Annotated in this window: 15 protein-coding genes; 2 read left to right on the top strand and 13 right to left on the bottom strand. The window is 41.5% G+C overall.

The window, feature by feature from the left end; all coding sequences use genetic code 11:
- Positions 1–48 precede the first annotated feature (48 nt).
- On the bottom strand, positions 49–534 hold the full coding sequence (gene folA / locus BDD30_RS14310; protein ID WP_012776752.1) for a type 3 dihydrofolate reductase: 486 nt from the start codon (positions 532–534) through the stop codon (positions 49–51).
- A 178-nt stretch (positions 535–712) separates the two neighbouring features.
- Here folA and BDD30_RS14315 point away from each other — a divergent pair, with 178 nt between their 5' ends.
- Positions 713–1,327, top strand: coding sequence for a LysE family translocator (locus BDD30_RS14315; RefSeq protein WP_012776751.1), 615 nt, complete (start codon positions 713–715; stop codon positions 1,325–1,327).
- A gap of 119 nt (positions 1,328–1,446) precedes the next feature.
- Here BDD30_RS14315 and carB read toward each other — a convergent pair whose 3' ends face one another.
- The 8 genes from carB to ribF all read right to left on the bottom strand — a co-directional run bounded on the left by carB (position 1,447) and on the right by ribF (position 13,054).
- Complete coding sequence (carB, locus tag BDD30_RS14320; RefSeq protein ID WP_012776750.1) at positions 1,447–4,671, bottom strand: carbamoyl-phosphate synthase large subunit; 3,225 nt, start codon at positions 4,669–4,671, stop codon at positions 1,447–1,449.
- 15 nt (positions 4,672–4,686) lie between these two features.
- Positions 4,687–5,850, bottom strand: coding sequence for a glutamine-hydrolyzing carbamoyl-phosphate synthase small subunit (carA, locus tag BDD30_RS14325; RefSeq protein ID WP_012776749.1), 1,164 nt, complete (start codon positions 5,848–5,850; stop codon positions 4,687–4,689).
- A gap of 435 nt (positions 5,851–6,285) precedes the next feature.
- A complete protein-coding gene (gene dapB / locus BDD30_RS14330; RefSeq protein ID WP_012776748.1) occupies positions 6,286–7,107 on the bottom strand; it encodes a 4-hydroxy-tetrahydrodipicolinate reductase in 822 nt (273 codons plus the stop codon).
- A 114-nt stretch (positions 7,108–7,221) separates the two neighbouring features.
- Positions 7,222–8,175 (bottom strand): 4-hydroxy-3-methylbut-2-enyl diphosphate reductase, encoded by a 954-nt coding sequence (gene ispH, locus BDD30_RS14335; protein ID WP_012776747.1) that lies wholly within the window; start codon positions 8,173–8,175, stop codon positions 7,222–7,224.
- Positions 8,156–8,626, bottom strand: a complete 471-nt coding sequence (gene fkpB, locus BDD30_RS14340; RefSeq protein ID WP_012776746.1) for an FKBP-type peptidyl-prolyl cis-trans isomerase — start codon at positions 8,624–8,626, stop codon at positions 8,156–8,158. Before fkpB ends, ispH begins: the two co-directional genes overlap by 20 nt.
- A gap of 142 nt (positions 8,627–8,768) precedes the next feature.
- Positions 8,769–9,272: a signal peptidase II gene (lspA, locus tag BDD30_RS14345; RefSeq protein WP_012776744.1), complete on the bottom strand. Its 504-nt coding sequence runs from the start codon at positions 9,270–9,272 to the stop codon at positions 8,769–8,771.
- Positions 9,272–12,085 carry an isoleucine--tRNA ligase gene (gene ileS, locus BDD30_RS14350; protein WP_012776743.1) on the bottom strand — a complete coding sequence of 938 codons (2,814 nt, stop codon included), beginning with the start codon at positions 12,083–12,085 and terminating at the stop codon, positions 9,272–9,274. Before ileS ends, lspA begins: the two co-directional genes overlap by 1 nt.
- A 24-nt stretch (positions 12,086–12,109) precedes the next feature.
- Complete coding sequence (gene ribF / locus BDD30_RS14355) at positions 12,110–13,054, bottom strand: bifunctional riboflavin kinase/FAD synthetase (protein ID WP_012776742.1); 945 nt, start codon at positions 13,052–13,054, stop codon at positions 12,110–12,112.
- Between the two features lie 350 nt (positions 13,055–13,404).
- Here ribF and rpsT point away from each other — a divergent pair, with 350 nt between their 5' ends.
- On the top strand, positions 13,405–13,668 hold the full coding sequence (gene rpsT / locus BDD30_RS14360; protein WP_012776741.1) for a 30S ribosomal protein S20: 264 nt from the start codon (positions 13,405–13,407) through the stop codon (positions 13,666–13,668).
- 70 nt (positions 13,669–13,738) lie between these two features.
- Here the strand turns inward: rpsT and nhaR are convergent, their stop codons facing one another.
- The 4 genes from nhaR to BDD30_RS14380 form a co-directional block, all read right to left on the bottom strand.
- Positions 13,739–14,653: a transcriptional activator NhaR gene (gene nhaR / locus BDD30_RS14365; RefSeq protein WP_041381521.1), complete on the bottom strand. Its 915-nt coding sequence runs from the start codon at positions 14,651–14,653 to the stop codon at positions 13,739–13,741.
- Between the two features lie 222 nt (positions 14,654–14,875).
- Positions 14,876–16,042 (bottom strand): Na+/H+ antiporter NhaA, encoded by a 1,167-nt coding sequence (gene nhaA / locus BDD30_RS14370; RefSeq protein WP_012776739.1) that lies wholly within the window; start codon positions 16,040–16,042, stop codon positions 14,876–14,878.
- 428 nt (positions 16,043–16,470) lie between these two features.
- Entirely contained in the window at positions 16,471–18,318 is a 1,848-nt protein-coding gene (locus tag BDD30_RS14375; protein ID WP_012776737.1) for a beta-glucoside-specific PTS transporter subunit IIABC, read from the bottom strand.
- A 114-nt stretch (positions 18,319–18,432) separates the two neighbouring features.
- The gene (locus tag BDD30_RS14380) at positions 18,433–19,287 is read right to left on the bottom strand and encodes a PRD domain-containing protein (RefSeq protein ID WP_012776736.1); all 855 of its coding nucleotides are present in this window, start codon (positions 19,285–19,287) and stop codon (positions 18,433–18,435) included.
- Positions 19,288–19,710: the final 423 nt, after the last annotated feature.

The following is a 19,710-nucleotide window of genomic DNA, read 5'->3' on the forward strand; positions in this document are numbered from 1 at the left end:
GTTAAAACCAGACACGCCGTGAAAAAAACCATCGGCGTGTTTTGTCAATTAGGTACGGCGTTGTAAAATCTCAAAACAGTAGCTATGAGAGTTCAATTCATCTGCATCATGGTATTCAGTAAATTCAGAATCCCATTCATCCGGTTCATAGTCAGGAAAATAGGTATCACCTATCACCTCTGCATCAATATGAGTTAGATACATACGGTTAGCCAATGAGATAAATTGGTCATAAATTTTACCGCCTCCTATAACCATAATCTCTTCGGCATCACCTGCTACAACCAGTGCTTCATCAACTGAGCTTACCCAGGTTACACGCTCATCATCACCCGGTTGGTTACTCAATACAATATTGAGTCTCCCGGGTAATGGTCGACCAATGGACTCATAAGTTACTCGCCCCATAATGACTGGTTTATTCAGTGTATTACGTTTAAACCAGGCCAGATCCCCCGGCAGATTCCACGGCATTGTCTTATCCATGCCGATGATCCGATCCATAGCTAAAGCAGCGATCAAGCTGATATTCATTAAGTCACCTTATAGGCAAATAGTATAAAAATTGATGACACTATACGGAAAGGGATGTACCCAGTCGATAGGATCAACGCTTTCTTAAGCATAAAAAATTAATTTATACTTAATTTGTTACTTAAGACATTCATTGATCTAAATAATAACAAATCTAATATTAACTATAGGGTACATTATGCTGGAAACATCACTCGTCGTTATCACTATTTCAACTTTAGGAATGCTCTCTCCTGGCCCCGATTTCTTTCTGGTAGTCAAAAATGCCATACGTTACCAACGCTCTGCCGCAATGATGACAGTGATGGGCTTAATTGCCGCTATCACCTGTCATATGTCTTACTGTGTCGCTGGGTTGGCTCTTCTTATCACCACAACTCCGTGGCTATTCAACCTGATGAAATATGCCGGAGCTGCCTACCTTATTTGGATTGGGATCAACAGTCTGCTTTCTCGCAGCGGAAATACCATCACTCTTGATGACCAGCAGCAACAAATTATCTCCTTTAAAAAAGCTTTTATGCAGGGATTCTTATGTAATCTACTAAATCCTAAAGCAACTTTGTTCTTCCTAGCGATATTTACTCAAGTGCTAAATGTCAATTCTGGTGTTGATGAGAAATTATGGTATGCCTTTATTATCTGGGGATTGTCGATAGTCTATTGGCCATTACTGGTAATATTAATCCAGAGTGCACCGGTACGTTGCGGATTAGCTAAGACTCAGAAGATGATTGATAAACTGCTTGGTGTTGTTTTGATTAGCCTAGGTATCAAAGTAGCACTGGGATAACAGAAATTCGTCCCGTTGCTTTAAGAGCCCAAAAACATATTACCCACATTTTCAATGAGTAAAAAAGATGCGCTTAACAAAGCGCACCTTTTTATTACTTCAATTAATCAGAATACAAATTAATCATCAATCTTCGCATGCATTTCCTGTACAGAAATGACTTGTTCTGTTGGATCTGCACTTAGTGCCATTGCTGTCGCAAAACCACCGTTCAATGTGGTGTCATAATGAACTTTATATTGCAATGCACTACGACGAATAAGTTTGGAATCCTCAATCGCCTGACGACCCGCAGTAGTATTCACAATATAGCTATACTCACCGTTTTTGATTCTATCCTGAATATGCGGACGTCCTTCGTGAACCTTATTCACCAGACGAGGATTGATTCCTGCTTCACCCAGTACAATCGCTGTACCATGAGTCGCATCCAGTTCAAAACCCTGTTTCAACAACTTAGCGGCCAAATCCACCACCCGACTTTTATCACCTTCACGTACTGACAGAAGTGCTCTGCCACTTTGTGGAATTCTGGAGTTACACCCCAACAATGCTTTTGAGAAAGCTTCAGCAAATGTACGCCCAACGCCCATTACTTCGCCAGTTGACCGCATTTCAGGGCCAAGAATTGGATCTACACCAGGGAATTTGTTGAAAGGTAATACAACTTCTTTCACCGAATAGTACGGCGGAATAATCTCCTGAGTTGCGCCCTGTTCAGCCAGAGATTGACCAACCATCACACGAGCAGCAACTTTCGCCAGTGGCAAACCAGTAGCTTTAGATACAAATGGTACAGTACGAGCTGCACGCGGGTTAACTTCAATCAGATAAACTTCATCATTCTTGACGGCAAACTGGACATTCATCAAGCCACGCACACCCAATTCAAATGCCAGTTTTTCTACCTGTTGGCGCATGACATCCTGAATTTCCTGACTCAGTGTATAGGCAGGTAATGAACAAGCTGAGTCACCAGAGTGAACCCCTGCCTGCTCAATATGTTCCATAATGCCACCAATCAGCACACGCTCACCATCACAGATAGCGTCAACATCCACTTCTACTGCATCATCTAAGAAACGATCAAGCAATACCGGAGCATCATTAGATACACTTACCGCAGTCTGGAAATAACGACGCAGGTCAGCTTCATCATATACAATTTCCATCGCCCGACCACCCAAAACATAAGATGGACGAACCACCAACGGGTAACCCAGAACATTTCCCTTCTCAACTGCCCGGTCAATCGTTGTCACCGTAGCATTTGCAGGTTGTTTCAGGCCAAGGCGATTTACTGCTTGTTTGAAACGTTCACGATCTTCAGCACGGTCAATCGCGTCCGGGCTAGTACCAATAATTGGAACCCCCGCTATCTCCAATTCACGAGCCAGTTTCAGCGGGGTCTGTCCACCATATTGAACAATCACACCTTTTGGTTTTTCAACGCGTACAATTTCCAACACATCTTCTAACGTCACTGGTTCAAAATAGAGACGATCTGAAGTATCGTAATCCGTTGAAACTGTTTCTGGGTTACAGTTCACCATGATAGTCTGATAGCCATCTTCACGCAGTGCCAATGCTGCATGAACACAACAATAATCGAATTCAATCCCTTGTCCGATACGGTTAGGACCACCGCCCAATACCATTATTTTTGGCTTGTCGCTATTCGGATTAGCTTCACACTCATCTTCATAAGTGGAATACATGTATGCAGTATCGGTCTCAAATTCTGCCGCACAGGTATCAACCCGTTTGTAAACCGGATACAAATTATACTTATGGCGCAGTTTGCGGATCTCTTTTTCAGCCACACCAACCAATTTCGCCAGACGCGCATCAGCAAAACCTTTACGTTTCAGATGACGTAGGAAGTCAGCAGTTAGGCTGTTAATTCCCTGCTCTGCCACTTGCTCTTCCAACCGCACCAGCTCTTCAATCTGCACCAAAAACCAGCGGTCAATATCCGTCAAATTAAAAACACCATCAACGGACATGCCTGCACGGAAAGCATCAGCGATATACCAGATACGCTCACCACCCGCATCTTTCAATTCACGGCGAATTTTAGTCAATGCTTCGGGATCATCCAGATCAACTTTCGGGTCAAAACCAGTTGCACCGACTTCCAAACCACGTAATGCTTTTTGCAGAGATTCCTGCTGAGTTCGGCCAATCGCCATCACTTCACCCACAGATTTCATTTGGGTTGTCAGGCGATCATTAGAACCGGCAAATTTCTCGAAATTGAATCGAGGAATTTTAGTCACCACGTAATCGATAGAAGGTTCAAAGGAAGCCGGCGTGCGGCCACCCGTGATATCATTCATCAGCTCATCAAGGGTATAACCCACCGCCAGTTTAGCGGCAATTTTCGCAATCGGGAAACCGGTCGCTTTTGACGCCAGCGCAGAAGAACGGGAAACGCGCGGGTTCATTTCGATAATAACCAAACGGCCATTTTTCGGGTTCACCGCAAACTGTACGTTAGATCCCCCAGTTTCCACACCAATTTCACGCAGTACCGCCATCGAAGCGTTACGCATGATTTGGTACTCTTTATCTGTCAGCGTTTGCGCCGGCGCTACAGTAATGGAATCACCTGTGTGAATCCCCATAGCATCAAGGTTTTCAATAGAACAGACAATGATGCAGTTATCATTTTTATCTCGCACCACTTCCATTTCATATTCTTTCCAACCAATCAGAGACTCATCAATTAATAGCTCTTTGGTTGGCGAAAGATCCAGACCTCGCTCACAAATCTCTTCGAATTCTTCGCGGTTATAGGCAATACCGCCACCACTTCCCCCCATAGTAAAGGAAGGACGGATAATACAAGGAAAGCCAACTTTTTCGGCAACTGCCAACGCTTCTTCCATTGAGTGTGCGATACCAGAACGCGGTGTTTCTAAGCCAATCTTTTTCATTGCTATATCGAAACGACGGCGATCTTCCGCTTTATCAATCGCATCTGCGGTAGCGCCAATCATGGTAACGCCAAATTCTTTCAAAACGCCTTGACATTCCAGTTCCAACGCACAGTTCAGCGCTGTTTGTCCTCCCATTGTTGGCAGGATTGCATCAGGACGCTCTTTTTCAATGATTTTACGTACCACTTCCCAGTGGATTGGCTCAATATAAGTAGCATCGGCCATTTCCGGATCAGTCATAATGGTCGCAGGGTTTGAATTCACCAGAACGACACGATAACCTTCTTCCCGTAACGCTTTACAAGCCTGTGCACCTGAATAATCAAACTCACAAGCTTGGCCGATAACAATTGGGCCAGCACCTAGGATCAGGATACTTTTAATATCAGTACGTTTTGCCATTTTATTTGCTCCTGATTACTTGGTGTGATGACGATTATTTTGCTGACAATACTGTTCGATCAGTTCGATAAAATGATCGAACAATGGAGCAGTTTCATGCGGCCCTGGGCTGGCTTCCGGATGCCCCTGAAAGCTGAATGCAGGTTTATCTGTACGATGAATCCCTTGCAAGGTACCGTCAAACAGGGATTTGTGGGTAACACGCAGATTTGCCGGCAATGATTTTTCATCCACAGCAAAACCGTGGTTCTGTGCAGTAATCATCACAACATTACGATCAAGATCTTTTACCGGATGGTTACCACCGTGATGGCCGAATTTCATTTTCATTGTTTCCGCGCCGCTAGCCAGTGCCAACAGTTGGTGCCCAAGGCAAATACCAAAGATAGGAATATCTGTCTCAAGGAGAGTTTTGATTGCTTCAATTGCATAGCCACAAGGGGCTGGGTCACCCGGCCCATTCGACAAGAAAATACCATCTGGATTAAGTTTCAGTACATCTTCAGCAGGTGTCTGAGCAGGAACAACAGTCAGACGGCAACCACGATCTACCAGCATCCGCAAAATATTGCGTTTTGCGCCAAAATCATAAGCAACAACATGATAAAGCAGATCTTGTTCTTGCTTCTCTTCCGGTAATCCGTCTGCCAGAGTCCAGCTTCCCTGTAACCATGGATAAGTCTGTTCAGTTGTCACTTCTCTTGCCAAATCCATTCCTTGCAACCCTGGAAATGCTTTGGCTTTTTCCAGAGCAACCTCTGCATCAATCTGCCTACCTGCTATAATACAACCATTCTGTGAACCTTTTTCTCTTAACCAACGAGTCAGTTTGCGCGTATCGATATCTGCTATTGCAACAATATTATGGCGTTTAAGGTAATCAGAAAGGGTTTCTTCACTGCGGAAGTTACTGGTCAACAGTGGTAGATCACGAATTACCAGCCCTTGAGCTTGTACTTTTAGTGATTCTTTATCAACTGAGTTAGTACCGACATTACCAATATGGGGATAAGTAAGAGTGACAATTTGGCGGGAATAGGAAGGGTCTGTGAGAATTTCTTGATATCCGGTCATCGAGGTATTGAAAACCACTTCCCCAACTGCCGCCCCTTCAGCACCTATGGCGCGACCATGGAATTGGGTTCCGTCTTCCAGAACCAATATAGCTGACTTAATCAAAACGCCCTCCAAAGAATAATTACTCGCAATTAGTGCATATTAATTCAGATTTATTCCTCAAAATCAATGCCAAACCTGCTTTTTAGGCAAAATTTTGGCAAATTGCGCGCATTCTAATGATGAGAGGGGGGGTTGTCTATAAAAAATGTTACTTTTCTTATTTTTTTGCTCACTTCACTAGAAAAACCAATAAAATAAGACTAAAAATAGAAATAAAGTTAGTTTAGAAAACGGTTACTAGCATAGAAGATTTAGTTTTCAAATAAAGAATTGGAAATAACGATGAAAGTGAGGAAAAAGAAGATAATAAAGGGTTAAAATAAGACAAAAACAAACAAAATAAACAAAAAATCAATTTAATCATATAAAACAATTAAAAATCGCATAATTTAAAATTTAATCATGCGATATCAATTAGTTATAAAAATAGCATTTCTAAATTAAATCGAGATTTAAAACATCTTTCATAGTAAAAAGACCACTATTTTTACCATTTAACCACAATGCAGCCTTTACCGCTCCATTTGCAAACGTCATCCTACTGGAAGCCTTATGGGTTATCTCCACTCTCTCACCAACATCTGCAAACATAGCGGTATGTTCACCAACAATATCTCCCGCGCGGATAGTAGCAAAACCAATACTTTTCGGATCACGTTCACCAGTATAACCTTCACGGGCATACACGGCACACTCTTTGAGATCGCGCCCTAAAGCATGGGCAATAGATTCTCCCATCGCTAACGCTGTACCTGACGGCGCATCTACTTTATGCCGATGATGGGCTTCGATAATTTCAATATCAGTATACTCACCCATCACTTTCGCCGCTTTTTCCAGTAACTTAAGCACCAGATTCACACCAACACTGAAATTTGCCGCAAATACAATCGGGATATTAGCGGAAGCATCTTTAATCGCCTGCTTACCTTCGTCATCAAAGCCAGTTGTACCGATGACTATCGCTTTACTATGCCGACGGCAGATTTCAAGATGTGCAAGAGTTCCTTCCGGACGGGTAAAATCAATAAGAACATCAAAATCATCAACAACATTTTTTAGGTCATCGCAAACCGTCACACCGATATGACCAATACCCGCTAATTCTCCAGCATCTGTGCCAAGCAGAGAAGAACCAGAACGTTCCAGAGCAACACCAAGAACAACCCCACTCAACTGATGGACAGCCTGAATTAACTGACGTCCCATACGTCCACCAGCGCCAACAATAGCAACACGAATATCTGTATCAGCCATAAACCCTCACTATGAATAGCCCTTTTCCTGATTTAACACAGGCAATCAGATGAATATATTAAGTAAAATGTTTACACGCTGCCTTAACTCTTATCTGTCGTCCTTTTAGATTGCTTAACTAATCTCTTTAACTTCGACACGCAGCTCTTTTGGCACTTCGAAAACAATATTTTCTTCCCTGCCATGTAATTCCTTAACAGAATCTGCACCAAGATTTTTCAGGCGATCAATCACTTGCTGAACTAAGATATCCGGCGCCGAAGCACCTGCTGTCACGCCAACCGCAGAAATGCCTGTAATCCATTCCTCTTTTATATCATCAGCAGAATCTATCAAGTAAGCCGGCTTACCCACCCGCTGAGCTAATTCAGCAAGACGATTAGAGTTAGAAGAATTCTTCGAGCCAACAACTAAGACAACATCAGCATCAGATGACAAATCCCGGACCGCTTCCTGTCGGTTAGTCGTCGCATAGCAGATATCATCTTTGCGAGGACCTACAATATTTGGGAATCGTGCATTAAGTGCATCAATCACTTCTGAAGTATCATCAACAGATAATGTTGTTTGCGTCATAAAACACAGGTTATCTTCATCTTTGACTTTCAGATTCCATACATCCTCAGGAGACTCAACCAAATACATTCCACCTTCAGCATTGTTGTACTGGCCCATTGTTCCTTCAACTTCTGGGTGCCCAGCATGACCAATCAGAATAGCTTCTTTACCTTTCCGGCTGGCTCTAGCGACTTCCATATGGACTTTAGTCACCAGAGGACAAGTCGCATCGAACAACATTGTCAGATTGCGAGAACGAGCTTCAGCACGAATAGCCTGTGAAACTCCATGGGCAGAAAAAATTAGAATTGCATCATCGGGTACTTCTGAAATTTCTTCAATAAAGATAGCGCCCCGTTCACGCAAGTTATCTACAACATAACGGTTATGCACAACCTCATGACGAACATAGATAGGCGCACCATATAATTCTAGAGCACGCTCTACAATACTGATAGCACGGTCAACACCGGCACAAAAGCCTCGGGGATTAGCCAGCAATATCTGCATGGTTTTCCTCCAATTGTGGGTCAATTTCCAGCACTTCAATTTCAAACGTGATGTTCTGATCTGCAAGCGGATGATTAAAGTCAACAGTAATAGATTCTTCTGCTACTACTTTCACTATACCTGGCATTTCACTGCCATTCATTGCCGTAAATAACATTATAGTTCCAATTTCAGGAATACCCATTTCGGCAAAATCACGCGGAGTAAAATATTGGATTAAGTCAGGATTTGGCTTACCAAATACCGCCTCTCCAGCCAGAGTGAATGTATGTTTATCACCCTCTTTCAGCCCAGTCAGTTGTTGTTCCAAAGGTGAGGAAAGCGTTCCATTGCCTAAACGGAATAATGCAGGTTTACCCTGATTGTGAGAGGAATCAGCAACAGAGCCATCTTGCAGCTTTAAGGTGAAATGCAGTAAAACCGCACTGTGCTCTTGTACCTGCTTTGACATATTATTCAGAACCTATTTTATTTGTCATTCTTTGCCATAAGAGCAAATTTGGGCAGTGCTCAGACAAAAATACTCGCTTTTGCATTTTAACGCTGCCCAAATCCAAATTATCTACAACAATAACGCCGGCTAAACTAGGCTCTTATCCTGCATTAATCGTTTTTTCATCTTGACTGAAAAAACTCTCAATAATCACTAACGCAGCTCCAATGCATATCGCCATATCAGCAATATTAAAGGTTGGCCAGTGCCAGTCGCCAACATAAAAATCGATAAAATCAATAACAAAGCCATGAACCAGCCGATCAAACAGATTACCCAATGCTCCACCGACAATCAGAGCATAAGCAATATTGCTTAGCTTTTTCTTTGCACTGGAACGATACATCATTACCGTCAACACAATTGAAATACCAACAGCAACTAATGCAAAGAACCAGCGCTGCCAACCATCTTTATCTGCAAGAAAACTAAAAGCCGCTCCCAGATTCTGGGCATAGGCCAGATTGAAATAAGGTATCAGTGGAACGGATTCATACAGATGAAAATGCTTAAGCACTAACTGTTTACTACCCAGATCCAAAATCAATACCACAACAACTAACCAAAACCAGCGAAGGCCAGTGGAGCAAATGGGTCTATTCATCAGGCAAACTTACGCTCTTCGCCGTTACCGGCAACATTAATTACACAGCGGCCACAAAGTTCTGCGTGTTCCGCCACCAAGCCCACATCTTTAGCGTAATGCCAGCAACGAGGACATTTTTCGCCATCCGCTTTATGGAAAGCAATTTTCAAGCTATCAATTTCGCTTTGCTGTGCATCTTCACCAGCCAGCTCATAACTTGCGACAGAAACCTGAGAGGTCAACAGAACGAAACGTAATTCATCCCCCAGACTGTTCAGTTTGTCTGCTAGTTCATTATCTGCATACAGAGTCACTGCGGCTTCTAATGAGCTACGGATATGTTTGTCTGCACGGGCCTGCTCTAGTACTTTGTTAACTTCACCGCGAACAGCCAGCAAATCGGCCCAGAAAGCATCGTTCATCTGCTCACCTGCCACCAGACCGAACAAACCGTCATACCACTCTTCTGTAAACACATACTGAGCGCGTTTGCCGGGCAATTCATTCCAAACTTCATCCGCAGTGAAGGAAAGGATAGGTGCCATCCAGCGAACTAGTGCTTCCGCAATATGATACAAAGCTGTTTGGCAACTGCGACGAGATAAGCTATCACTCTTAGCTGTGTATTGACGGTCTTTAATAATATCAAGATAGAACGATCCCATTTCCACAGAACAGAATTGCATCAGACGCTGAACAACCGTGTGGAAATCATATTCCTCATAGCATTTAGCAATGCCTGCCTGAGCCGCCTGAGCACGACCTACAGCCCAGCGATCCAACACAGCCATCTCTTCTGGCTTCACCATATGCTGTTCAGGATCAAAACCATTCAAGTTTGCCAACAGGAAACGTGCCGTGTTACGAATTCGTCGATATGCATCAGCAGAACGTTTGAGGATCTCATCAGATACCGCAATTTCGCCAGTGTAATCGGTAGAGGCAACCCATAGACGTAGAATATCTGCCCCTAATTTATCCATCACATCCTGCGGGCTGATGGTGTTACCAATAGACTTAGACATCTTACGGCCCTGGCCATCCACAGTGAAACCATGCGTTAATACTTGGCGATAAGGTGCTTTACCTTTCATTGAGGTTGAGATCATCAGAGAAGACATAAACCAGCCACGGTGCTGATCTGAACCTTCAAGATAAATATCCGCCGAGTTACCCTGGAATTCAGAACGGGCATCAACAACAGATGAATGGGTTGATCCTGAATCGAACCATACATCCAGCGTATCAAAGATTTTGACATAATTAGCGGCATCATCACCCAACAGTTCGGCAGGGTCTAGATCCCACCACGCCTGAATACCATCAACTTCAACACGTTTGGCAACTTCTTCCATCAGTTCAATGGTACGTGGGTGAAGTTCTTCCGTCTCTTTATGGACAAACAGGGACATAGGCGTTCCCCAAGTACGCTGACGTGAAATACACCAGTCAGGACGGTTTTCAACCATTGCTTCAATGCGGGCCTGACCCCAGCCAGGAATCCACTGAACATCGTTGATTTCTTTCAGAGATTGTTTGCGCAGACCATTTTGATCCATGCTGATAAACCACTGTGGCGTAGCCCGAAAAATAATAGGTGCCTTGTGACGCCAGCAGCAAGGATAACTGTGCTGTAATTTTTCCAAATGCAGCAATGCATTGTTTTCACGCAGGATATCTAAAACAACATCATTCGCCTTAAAGACAAACACGCCATCTAAAGAAGGATAAGTCCCAGGCAGATAGCAACCATTCGGCCCAACCGGGTTTGCTACTTCCAAACCATATTTCTGGCCAAGAACGAAGTCGTCTGGACCATGACCTGGTGCAGTGTGAACAGCACCGGTGCCCGCATCCAGTGTAACGTGCTCGCCCAGTACAACAGGTGAATCGAAGCCCATAAACGGATGTTTGAAACGTAACAGTTCCAACGCAGAACCTGCACAATGGCCCAGCACTGTCCATGAAGTAATACCTGCTCGCTGCATCACACTTTCTACCAAATCAGCAGCCAAAATCAGACATTCACCTTCAATTTGTACTAACTGATAATCAAATTCAGCATGCAGAGCAATCGCTCGGTTAGCCGGTAACGTCCACGGCGTGGTTGTCCAGATAACCAGAGATACCGGCTGACCCGACGCCTGCACACCAAATTTCTCGCAGACAGCTGCCACATCGACGGCATTAAAGCGCACATCAATGGATGGAGAAGTTTTATCATAATATTCAACTTCCGCTTCAGCCAATGATGAACCACAATCAGTACACCAATGTACAGGCTTAGCGCCTTTCAGCAAGTGACCATTAGCAATAACACGACTTAATGCACGGATGATGTTGGCTTCGGTCTTAAAATCCATCGTCAGATATGGACGTTCCCAGTCACCTAATACGCCCAGACGGATAAAGTCTTTCTTCTGTCCTTCAACCTGTTCTTTGGCATATTTGCGACACTCAGCACGGAATTCAGCGGCGGAAAATTTTTCCCCCGGTTTACCAATAATCTGCTCAACCTTGAGCTCAATAGGTAAACCGTGGCAATCCCAACCGGGAACATATGGCGAATCATATCCCGCCATCCCTTTGGATTTAATAATAATATCTTTGAGAATTTTATTGACTGAGTGACCAATATGAATACTGCCATTTGCATATGGAGGACCATCATGCAAAATAAATGTTTTTTTACCGGCTTTTGCTTTACGAATTACCTGATACAACTCATCCTTGTACCAACGTTTTAGCATATCTGGTTCGCGCTTTGCTAAATCTCCGCGCATTGGAAACCCTGTTTCTGGTAGATTCAGGGTGTTTTTATAGTCACTCATTCGATTCTCAATTCCAATTTTCCGCTAGATACATGACACAGGTAGCTGCTTAAAAAATTCCCTTGCAGCGACCAAATCATTAGCAATTTGCTGCTTGAGTGCATCAAGAGAAGCAAACCGCTGCTCATTACGCAGTTTCTTGCGTAACACCACATCAATGTAACGCCCATACAGATCCAGTTGGGTATCAATTAGATGTACTTCAAGTTGTTGGCCATGACCTGAAACTGTTGGACGTGTACCAATATTGGCAACACCTGGTACAGGCTTATCCCCCAAACCATAGACTTCAACAACATAAACGCCTTGTACGGGAGCTACTAAACGTTTTAATGGTAAATTAGCCGTGGGAAAACCAATAGTGCTCCCCAGCCGTTTACCATGAACGACCCGACCACAAATGCTATATGGATGTCCCAATAACGTTTCTGCTAATACCAAGTCATCATTTTGCAGTGCCTGACGGATAGCCGTGCTGCTGATCCGTAAGCCGCCATCACAAAAACTTTCGCTGTTGGTCACTTCAAAATCATATTTCTCACCAGCCTGCTGTAAAAAGGCGAAGTCACCACAGCGAGCCTTACCAAAACGAAAGTCATCTCCGACAGCCAGAAACTTAACACCCAATTTTTGCACGAGCAACCGTGAAACAAAGGCTTCTGGCGTATTTGCCGCAAAACTTCTATCAAATTTCACGCATAATAAATAATCCACGCCACACTGGGCGAGATATTTGGCTTTATCCCTCAATCTCGTCAGACGCGCAGGAGCATTACCCTTGGCAAAAAACTCCAAAGGTTGTGGCTCAAAAATCATGACCATTACCGGTAATCCCAGACGCTGCCCTTCGTGTTTTAAGTGCTTCAGTAATGCCTGATGACCTCGGTGAACGCCATCAAAATTACCAATCGTCAGCACGCAACCGCGGTGACATGCCCGGATATTACGTATACCGCGAATTAGCTCCATAGCTGGCTCAATACCCTGGAAATTGCCAAATTATACCTTGTACAAAGCTCAAGGTTAACCCGCCATCGTAAAGATGGTTTAAATTAATAGCCATGATTCATACAACAAAAACGGGCAAGAATCCCGTAAAATATTCATTTTATTTCTTATCTGGACTATTCAATGAGATTTTTATTGTGAAAGACTGTATTCCAGCTAAGTAAGCTGATAAAATCCTGCGCCATCACAACGAAACAAGTGCCGCAGTACAACGGCGCTTATTTGCACAAATCCATTGACAAAAGAAGGCTGAACAGGCATATTCCTCGGCCTTTAATTGTCCTCGATAGAATATATTTGGGAGTTGGACCTTGGCTAATATCAAATCAGCTAAGAAACGCGCTATACAATCTGAGAAACGTCGTCAGCACAACGCTAGCCGTCGCTCTATGGTGCGTACCTTCATCAAGAAGGTAAATGCTGCTATCGCTACTGGCGATAAAGAAGCTGCGCAGAAAGCATTCAATGACATGCAACCTATTGTCGATCGCCACGCTTGTAAGGGTCTGATCCACAAAAACAAAGCAGCACGTCATAAATCTAATCTGACCGCTCGAATCAACGCAATGCAATAATTTGCTTTTGAGTTGCTAAAAAACCGGCCTGTGCCGGTTTTTTGTGTTTGCAATTATTATCGATTATTTTTCAAGTGCGCTTCTTAGACGGCACATTAAACAAAGCAGAAAAATCTTTATTGCATACCCTTTGAACAGCCGGATGTTGAATCATTCGTTCAGCAAAAATCACATAATACTCTTCCTGTACTGCATCTAACCGGCCAATTTCAGCAATATCATTGTCAGCAAAAATATCATTGGTATACAAAGACGGCGCAACGAAAATCGCATTATGGTACATACCAAACGCCTTCATTAATGCGGCATCGTCAAACTCACCCAAAACTTCAACCTGAAGATTTTTATTGCGAATCCACGTCAACAACTTACGCCCCAACATAGAGCGACGCCCTGGAACCAATAAGCGACGTTCCTCCAAACATTCCGGGAATGGCTTTTCTGGGACAGGTTGCCGACAGAAGAAACTCACACTACATTCACCCAGTTTTACCGAGAACAGCCCTTCCTGTTGGGAAGAGTCCACTGGGCAATCAGACAATATCATGTCGAGTTTGTGCTGGCTGAGTTGTTCCAGCAACAATTCATGGGTTGATTCAAAACAACGTAGATGGATCTGTTCATGCTCTACAACCGCCGTTTCCAATACCTGGCTAACCAAGCGTTTGGACAATGCATCCGCAACACCGACATCAAATAAAAGGTTAGATTCACGGCTATAATTAACGATATCTAACATCTCCTGACTCAGCATAAACATCTTATCGGCATAGCGGAAGATAAGCTGCCCCAGTTCTGATGGCACTAATCCCCTACCCTGACGTTTGAACAGTTTCCCTCCTAAGCGTTCTTCCAACGCTTTTATCTGTCCTGTAATCGTTTGAGGTGTTAAATAAAGGGCTTCTGCCGCACCAACCACAGAACCTTCTTTACAAACATGCCAGAAATAATAGAGATGATTAAAATTCAGATGTGAAACCCGCATACGTTTTTCCTTATGTATCGCTTTCGTCTGGTCGACAACGCCAGCCATACATTACTAATTCACCGCCTCCCGGCGATTTGCTGTTTTTTCACTACATAAAATATCTGCGATACAATTTTAGTTGTTGCACCACGAGTACAAAAATGATGAGTCAGTTCGGAAATTGTCTCTAAAATATAAACTTCATTCGATTAAATTAATGAATTTATCGCCACTCTGCCATCACTTTTTCTTTGGTAAGACCATTCTTAATAAGCCATAACCGGTCAGTGCTGCTACTGTTGAACCAATCAGAATCCCCAAGCGGGAATAAATACTGAAAGACTCACCAGCGCCTTCGAAAGCCAATCCTGAAATGAAGATAGACATCGTAAAACCGATGCCACAAAGAACGGAAACAGCAAATATCTGTTTAAGATTAATCTCTTGTGGCAGTTTAGCAAATCCCATTTTGACGGAAATATAGCTGAAAAGAAAAATTCCTAATGGCTTACCAAGAAACAAAGCCGCAGCAATACCTAACGGTAATATATTGATCAAACCATCCAAAGTCACTCCACTCAAGATGATTCCGGCATTAGCAAATGCAAATAATGGCAAAATAAGATACGCCACCCAAGGATGCAATCCATGTTCAAGTGATTCAGATGGTGAATGACCATTTTGACCGCGTAAAGGAATAAGAAAACCAACAATGACTCCAGCCAAAGTTGCATGAACACCAGATTTCAGAATACAGACCCAAAGAATTAAACCAACAACCAAATAAGCTGATGTTTTTTCGACACCACGCCAATTCATCCAAATCAGCAAAGATATCATCACTACTGACAATCCAAGTGCCACTAAGGAAACTGTTTTGGTATAAAACAGAGCGATGATCACGATAACCCCCAGATCATCAATAATGGCTAATGCTAATAGGAAGACCTTGAGTTCAGTTGGTACTCGCTTAGCCAATAGCGCCATCACACCAAGAGCAAAAGCAATATCTGTTGCAGCAGGAATAGCCCATCCCTGACGGTTAAGCTCATCACTACCATTAAATAGCAGATATATCAGTGCTGGAGCAGCCATACCACCAATAGCGGCGACGACTGGAAATACCGCTTTATCACGCCCTGTCAAAGAGCCTTCTAATAGTTCACGTTTAACTTCCAGTCCAACAATTAAAAAGAAGACAGCCATTAGGCCATCATTAACCCACAACAATAAGGGTTTATTGATCTCCAGTGCCGAAAATTGTATGACCACTGGGATATTCAGAAATTGCTGATAAATACCCTGTAATGGCGAGTTTGCCATTATCAATGCAATAATGGTCGCAATGATAAGAAGAAGCCCTCCAGCCGCTTCTAATTTCAGGAATTGACGAATAATTGCTGTCAAGATGATTAACCTCTGAAATTGATCGGATTATGCATAGTACTCCAAGTATGATTTCGAAAAAAATCGATTTTATAGCCGAAATAATTCGTCATAACCGATTTATTGGTGATCTGCATCTCATAAAACGTAGATTATTAATTGGAGAGAAGTAGTCAAGTAACTTGCCTTTTTGAAGTTTCCACTTTAACTAAACGGGATGAATAGCAATAATGGATGAAATGAAAAACAATAGAATAAGTCCAGAAAATCTGCACAAAATATATTAAGAATATTCTTAATATACCCTATGGATTTCAAGATGCATCGCGACGGCAAGGGAGCGAATCCCCGGGAGCATAGATAACTATGTGACCGGGGTGGGTGAGTGCAGCCAACAAAGAGGCAACTTGAAAGATAACAGGTATATACATAAATTTTTAGGAAAACCCCTAATATTGATTAATGGTTAGTAAAGAACTTTTACCCCCTACAACCCATTTTTTATGAGCAGGAGTTATTGAACCATATTCTTCGCTATTAGTTACAATAACCGGAGATATCAATTGGATCTGATTCTCTTGAAGAAATTCAAGATCAAAATTAACTAATACGTCACCAGCAACCACTGTTTGTCCTTCTGCAACTTGCAAATCAAATCCCATTCCCTGCAAGCCTACGGTCTCGATACCAATATGAATTAATAACTCAACCCCTTGATCGGAAATTAAACCAACGGCATGTCCAGTCGGCGTAATCATTGAAACTTTACCACTAAAAGGCGCTTTAACCACACCTTCTGTCGGAATAATAGCAACACCATCACCAATAATTTTTTCAGAAAAAGTATCATCCGGTACACTTGAAAGAGGTTCAATTTTACCGGTCATAGGAGAAAGTAATTTAATCTTTTTAGCTTTCGAAAGATATGGATTTGCTGACATTATAGAATTAACATTGGATTCTAATTTCATTAATAAAGTCAGTATAAATGCAACTAAGAAACTACTGAAAATTCCAAACAAAATAAAAAGTAAGTTATGACTATCTTTTTGCACATAAAAAGGCAGTGACATCAATCCTGGTAGACTAAAAGCAAATATTTTCGCCGGAAAAATACCGACAATACATCCACCAACAGCGCCGCCAATTAATGCAGCATAAAAAGGTTTTTTTAATTTAAGAGTAACACCATACATTGCGGGTTCAGTTATCCCTAAAAACGCAGAGAATGAAGATGAATAAGCTAATGATTTCATCTGTCTATCTTTAATTTTAATTGCAACCGCCAATGTAGCACCGGCCTGGGCAATATTACTGATGAAACTGATTGGTAATAACATAAAATCGTATCCGAGAGATTTAAAATTGGCAAAAACACTCGGTAAAAAAGCATAATGCATCCCTGTAATCACCAGAACAGGTATCATTCCTCCCAGCAATAATCCAGCAAGAGGACCAATGACAGAAAATAACATTACAAGCACATGTTCAAGATACAAGCCAATTTTATTTCCCAGTGGGCCAGCAATAATTAATAAAATCGGCACAGAAATCAATAAAACCAATAATGGTGTCAGTACCATTTTTAATACCACTGGAATAAATCTATCTACCCATCTATGGATATAACCAAGTAACCAAACACCTAAGATAATTGGAATGACAGTATAGCCATAATTAATAACCGGAATAGAAATCCCAAATATATCAAAATATTCCCCACTAGAACTACCGACAAGACCAGATAATGTTGAATAAATTAAAATACACGCCAACGTTGCAGCAATAAATTCATTCGTTTTAAATTTCCTTGCCGCCGAAAAAGCCAAAAGAATAGGTAAGAAATACAGAGGTGCATCAAAAATAACATATAATAGTTTATACTCATTACTCTCTTCTGAAATCCAATTCATCGCGTTAAAAAAAATTAATCCGCCTTTCAGTAAACTAGCTCCTACAATTGCCGGTAATATGGGGAGAAATATACCTGCAATGATATCAAGCATGTTGCTAATAAAATTCTTTTTTGAATCATCACGATTTTCTTCCACTTCTTTTAATTGCTTAATTATTTCATTAAATATTTCAATAACTCTATTACCAATAATGATTTGCAACTGTCCACAGTGAAAACGTGCCCCCATAACCCCTTGCATTCTCTTTATAGCGATAATATCTACTTTACTATCATCTATAATATCAAAACGCAATCTAGTAACACAATGCCAACTTTTATTTACATTCCCTCCCCCTCCAATAAATCTAACAATATCTTTTGAAAAATCTTCATAATTCATTTTAACCACCATCTATAATTTATGAACATAAATATCAACATAAATATAAATACATTACTCTCAGTTATTACTTAGGTTAATACCTGCCTACACATCCGCTTGATGATCCACGTGTTATGAATCTTTTGCCTTATAACTATCATTGACCACCCGTTCTATATGAATAACCAAATAAATCAATTCATCATCGGGAACCTTCCACTGATATTTTTCTCTCAAATACTTAATTAGTTTTACTGCACAATTGTAACTTTTGAAGTATTTTTCTTCTATCAATTCTTGCAATGAAAAATCCATTTCAATAGTAGACGAATGATCATTATTATTTTGCCTGATTAAGAAATAGCGCAGATGAGTAATAAAACGAGAATAATTTACTGATGTTGGATCAAGGTTAACATGAAAATAATAGTGAATAAGTTTAACGGTTTTATTAATTAAGTTCGTTAATTTTAAGGTATCCCCCATAGTTTGCCCTTCATATTGAGCATTAACAAAATGCAAAGCAATCAATGAAGCTTCTATCTGAGATAACGGTTGTTTAATCTGGTTATTAATATGGATAAGTGCCTGTTTACCAACTTCATACTCCAACGGGTAAAGATGCGGGATCTCCCATTGTAAGACATTACCAATCTGGTATCCTTTATTTACACGCTCAAATGCAAAACTTAAATGTTCTGATAACGTAATGAGTAATGAATCGTTAAGCGGTTTGGCAAGAAAATTTTTTCCTATTGTGATAATTTGTTCTGTCAATTCTATAACTGAAACAGGGATGGTAGAAAGGATCTGACTTATCTTATAGTGCTTTTCAACAGTAAAAACTTTTGCAATATCTTGAACATGCAACCTATCCCCTTTCTTCTTATTAAATCCTATCCCCTTATCCATGAGAATCATTTCGCTATTATTCTCATCAATAGCAAGAACCACATTATTATTTATGAGTTTTATTATAGTTAACAAAAGATATACCTTACAGGATAAACCATTATCTGCACTAACCTATAGAATAGGCAAATACATCCGTGACTTGGTTGTGCCTGATCGAGTCAGTGACACTCCTGTACACTATATTCATATAGATATTTCATCCATCAGGCTAAGACATAATTTTTATAAAGTCAATGACACTGCAACGCCTCCAATTTATCTGCTGTATTTATGATAAGAATCACATTTTCGCCAAAATTAATACTAATAACTTGCAAGAACCATAAAGAGTAACTAGCTTCTAAATAACGATTAAATAGGCTTGTTACCGACTTAGCTGCTAATGTCGGGCAAAACCTAATCCATCATCTACGATATATCCCTATTCCAGGGTTATTGAAGATCATGGATTAGGTTTTTTTTTGACTTAAATTCGGCCTTTTGCTGTTTTCAACT

Origin of the sequence: Photorhabdus asymbiotica, from assembly GCF_003634575.1 — a bacterium.
Lineage (GTDB): Bacteria > Pseudomonadota > Gammaproteobacteria > Enterobacterales > Enterobacteriaceae > Photorhabdus > Photorhabdus asymbiotica.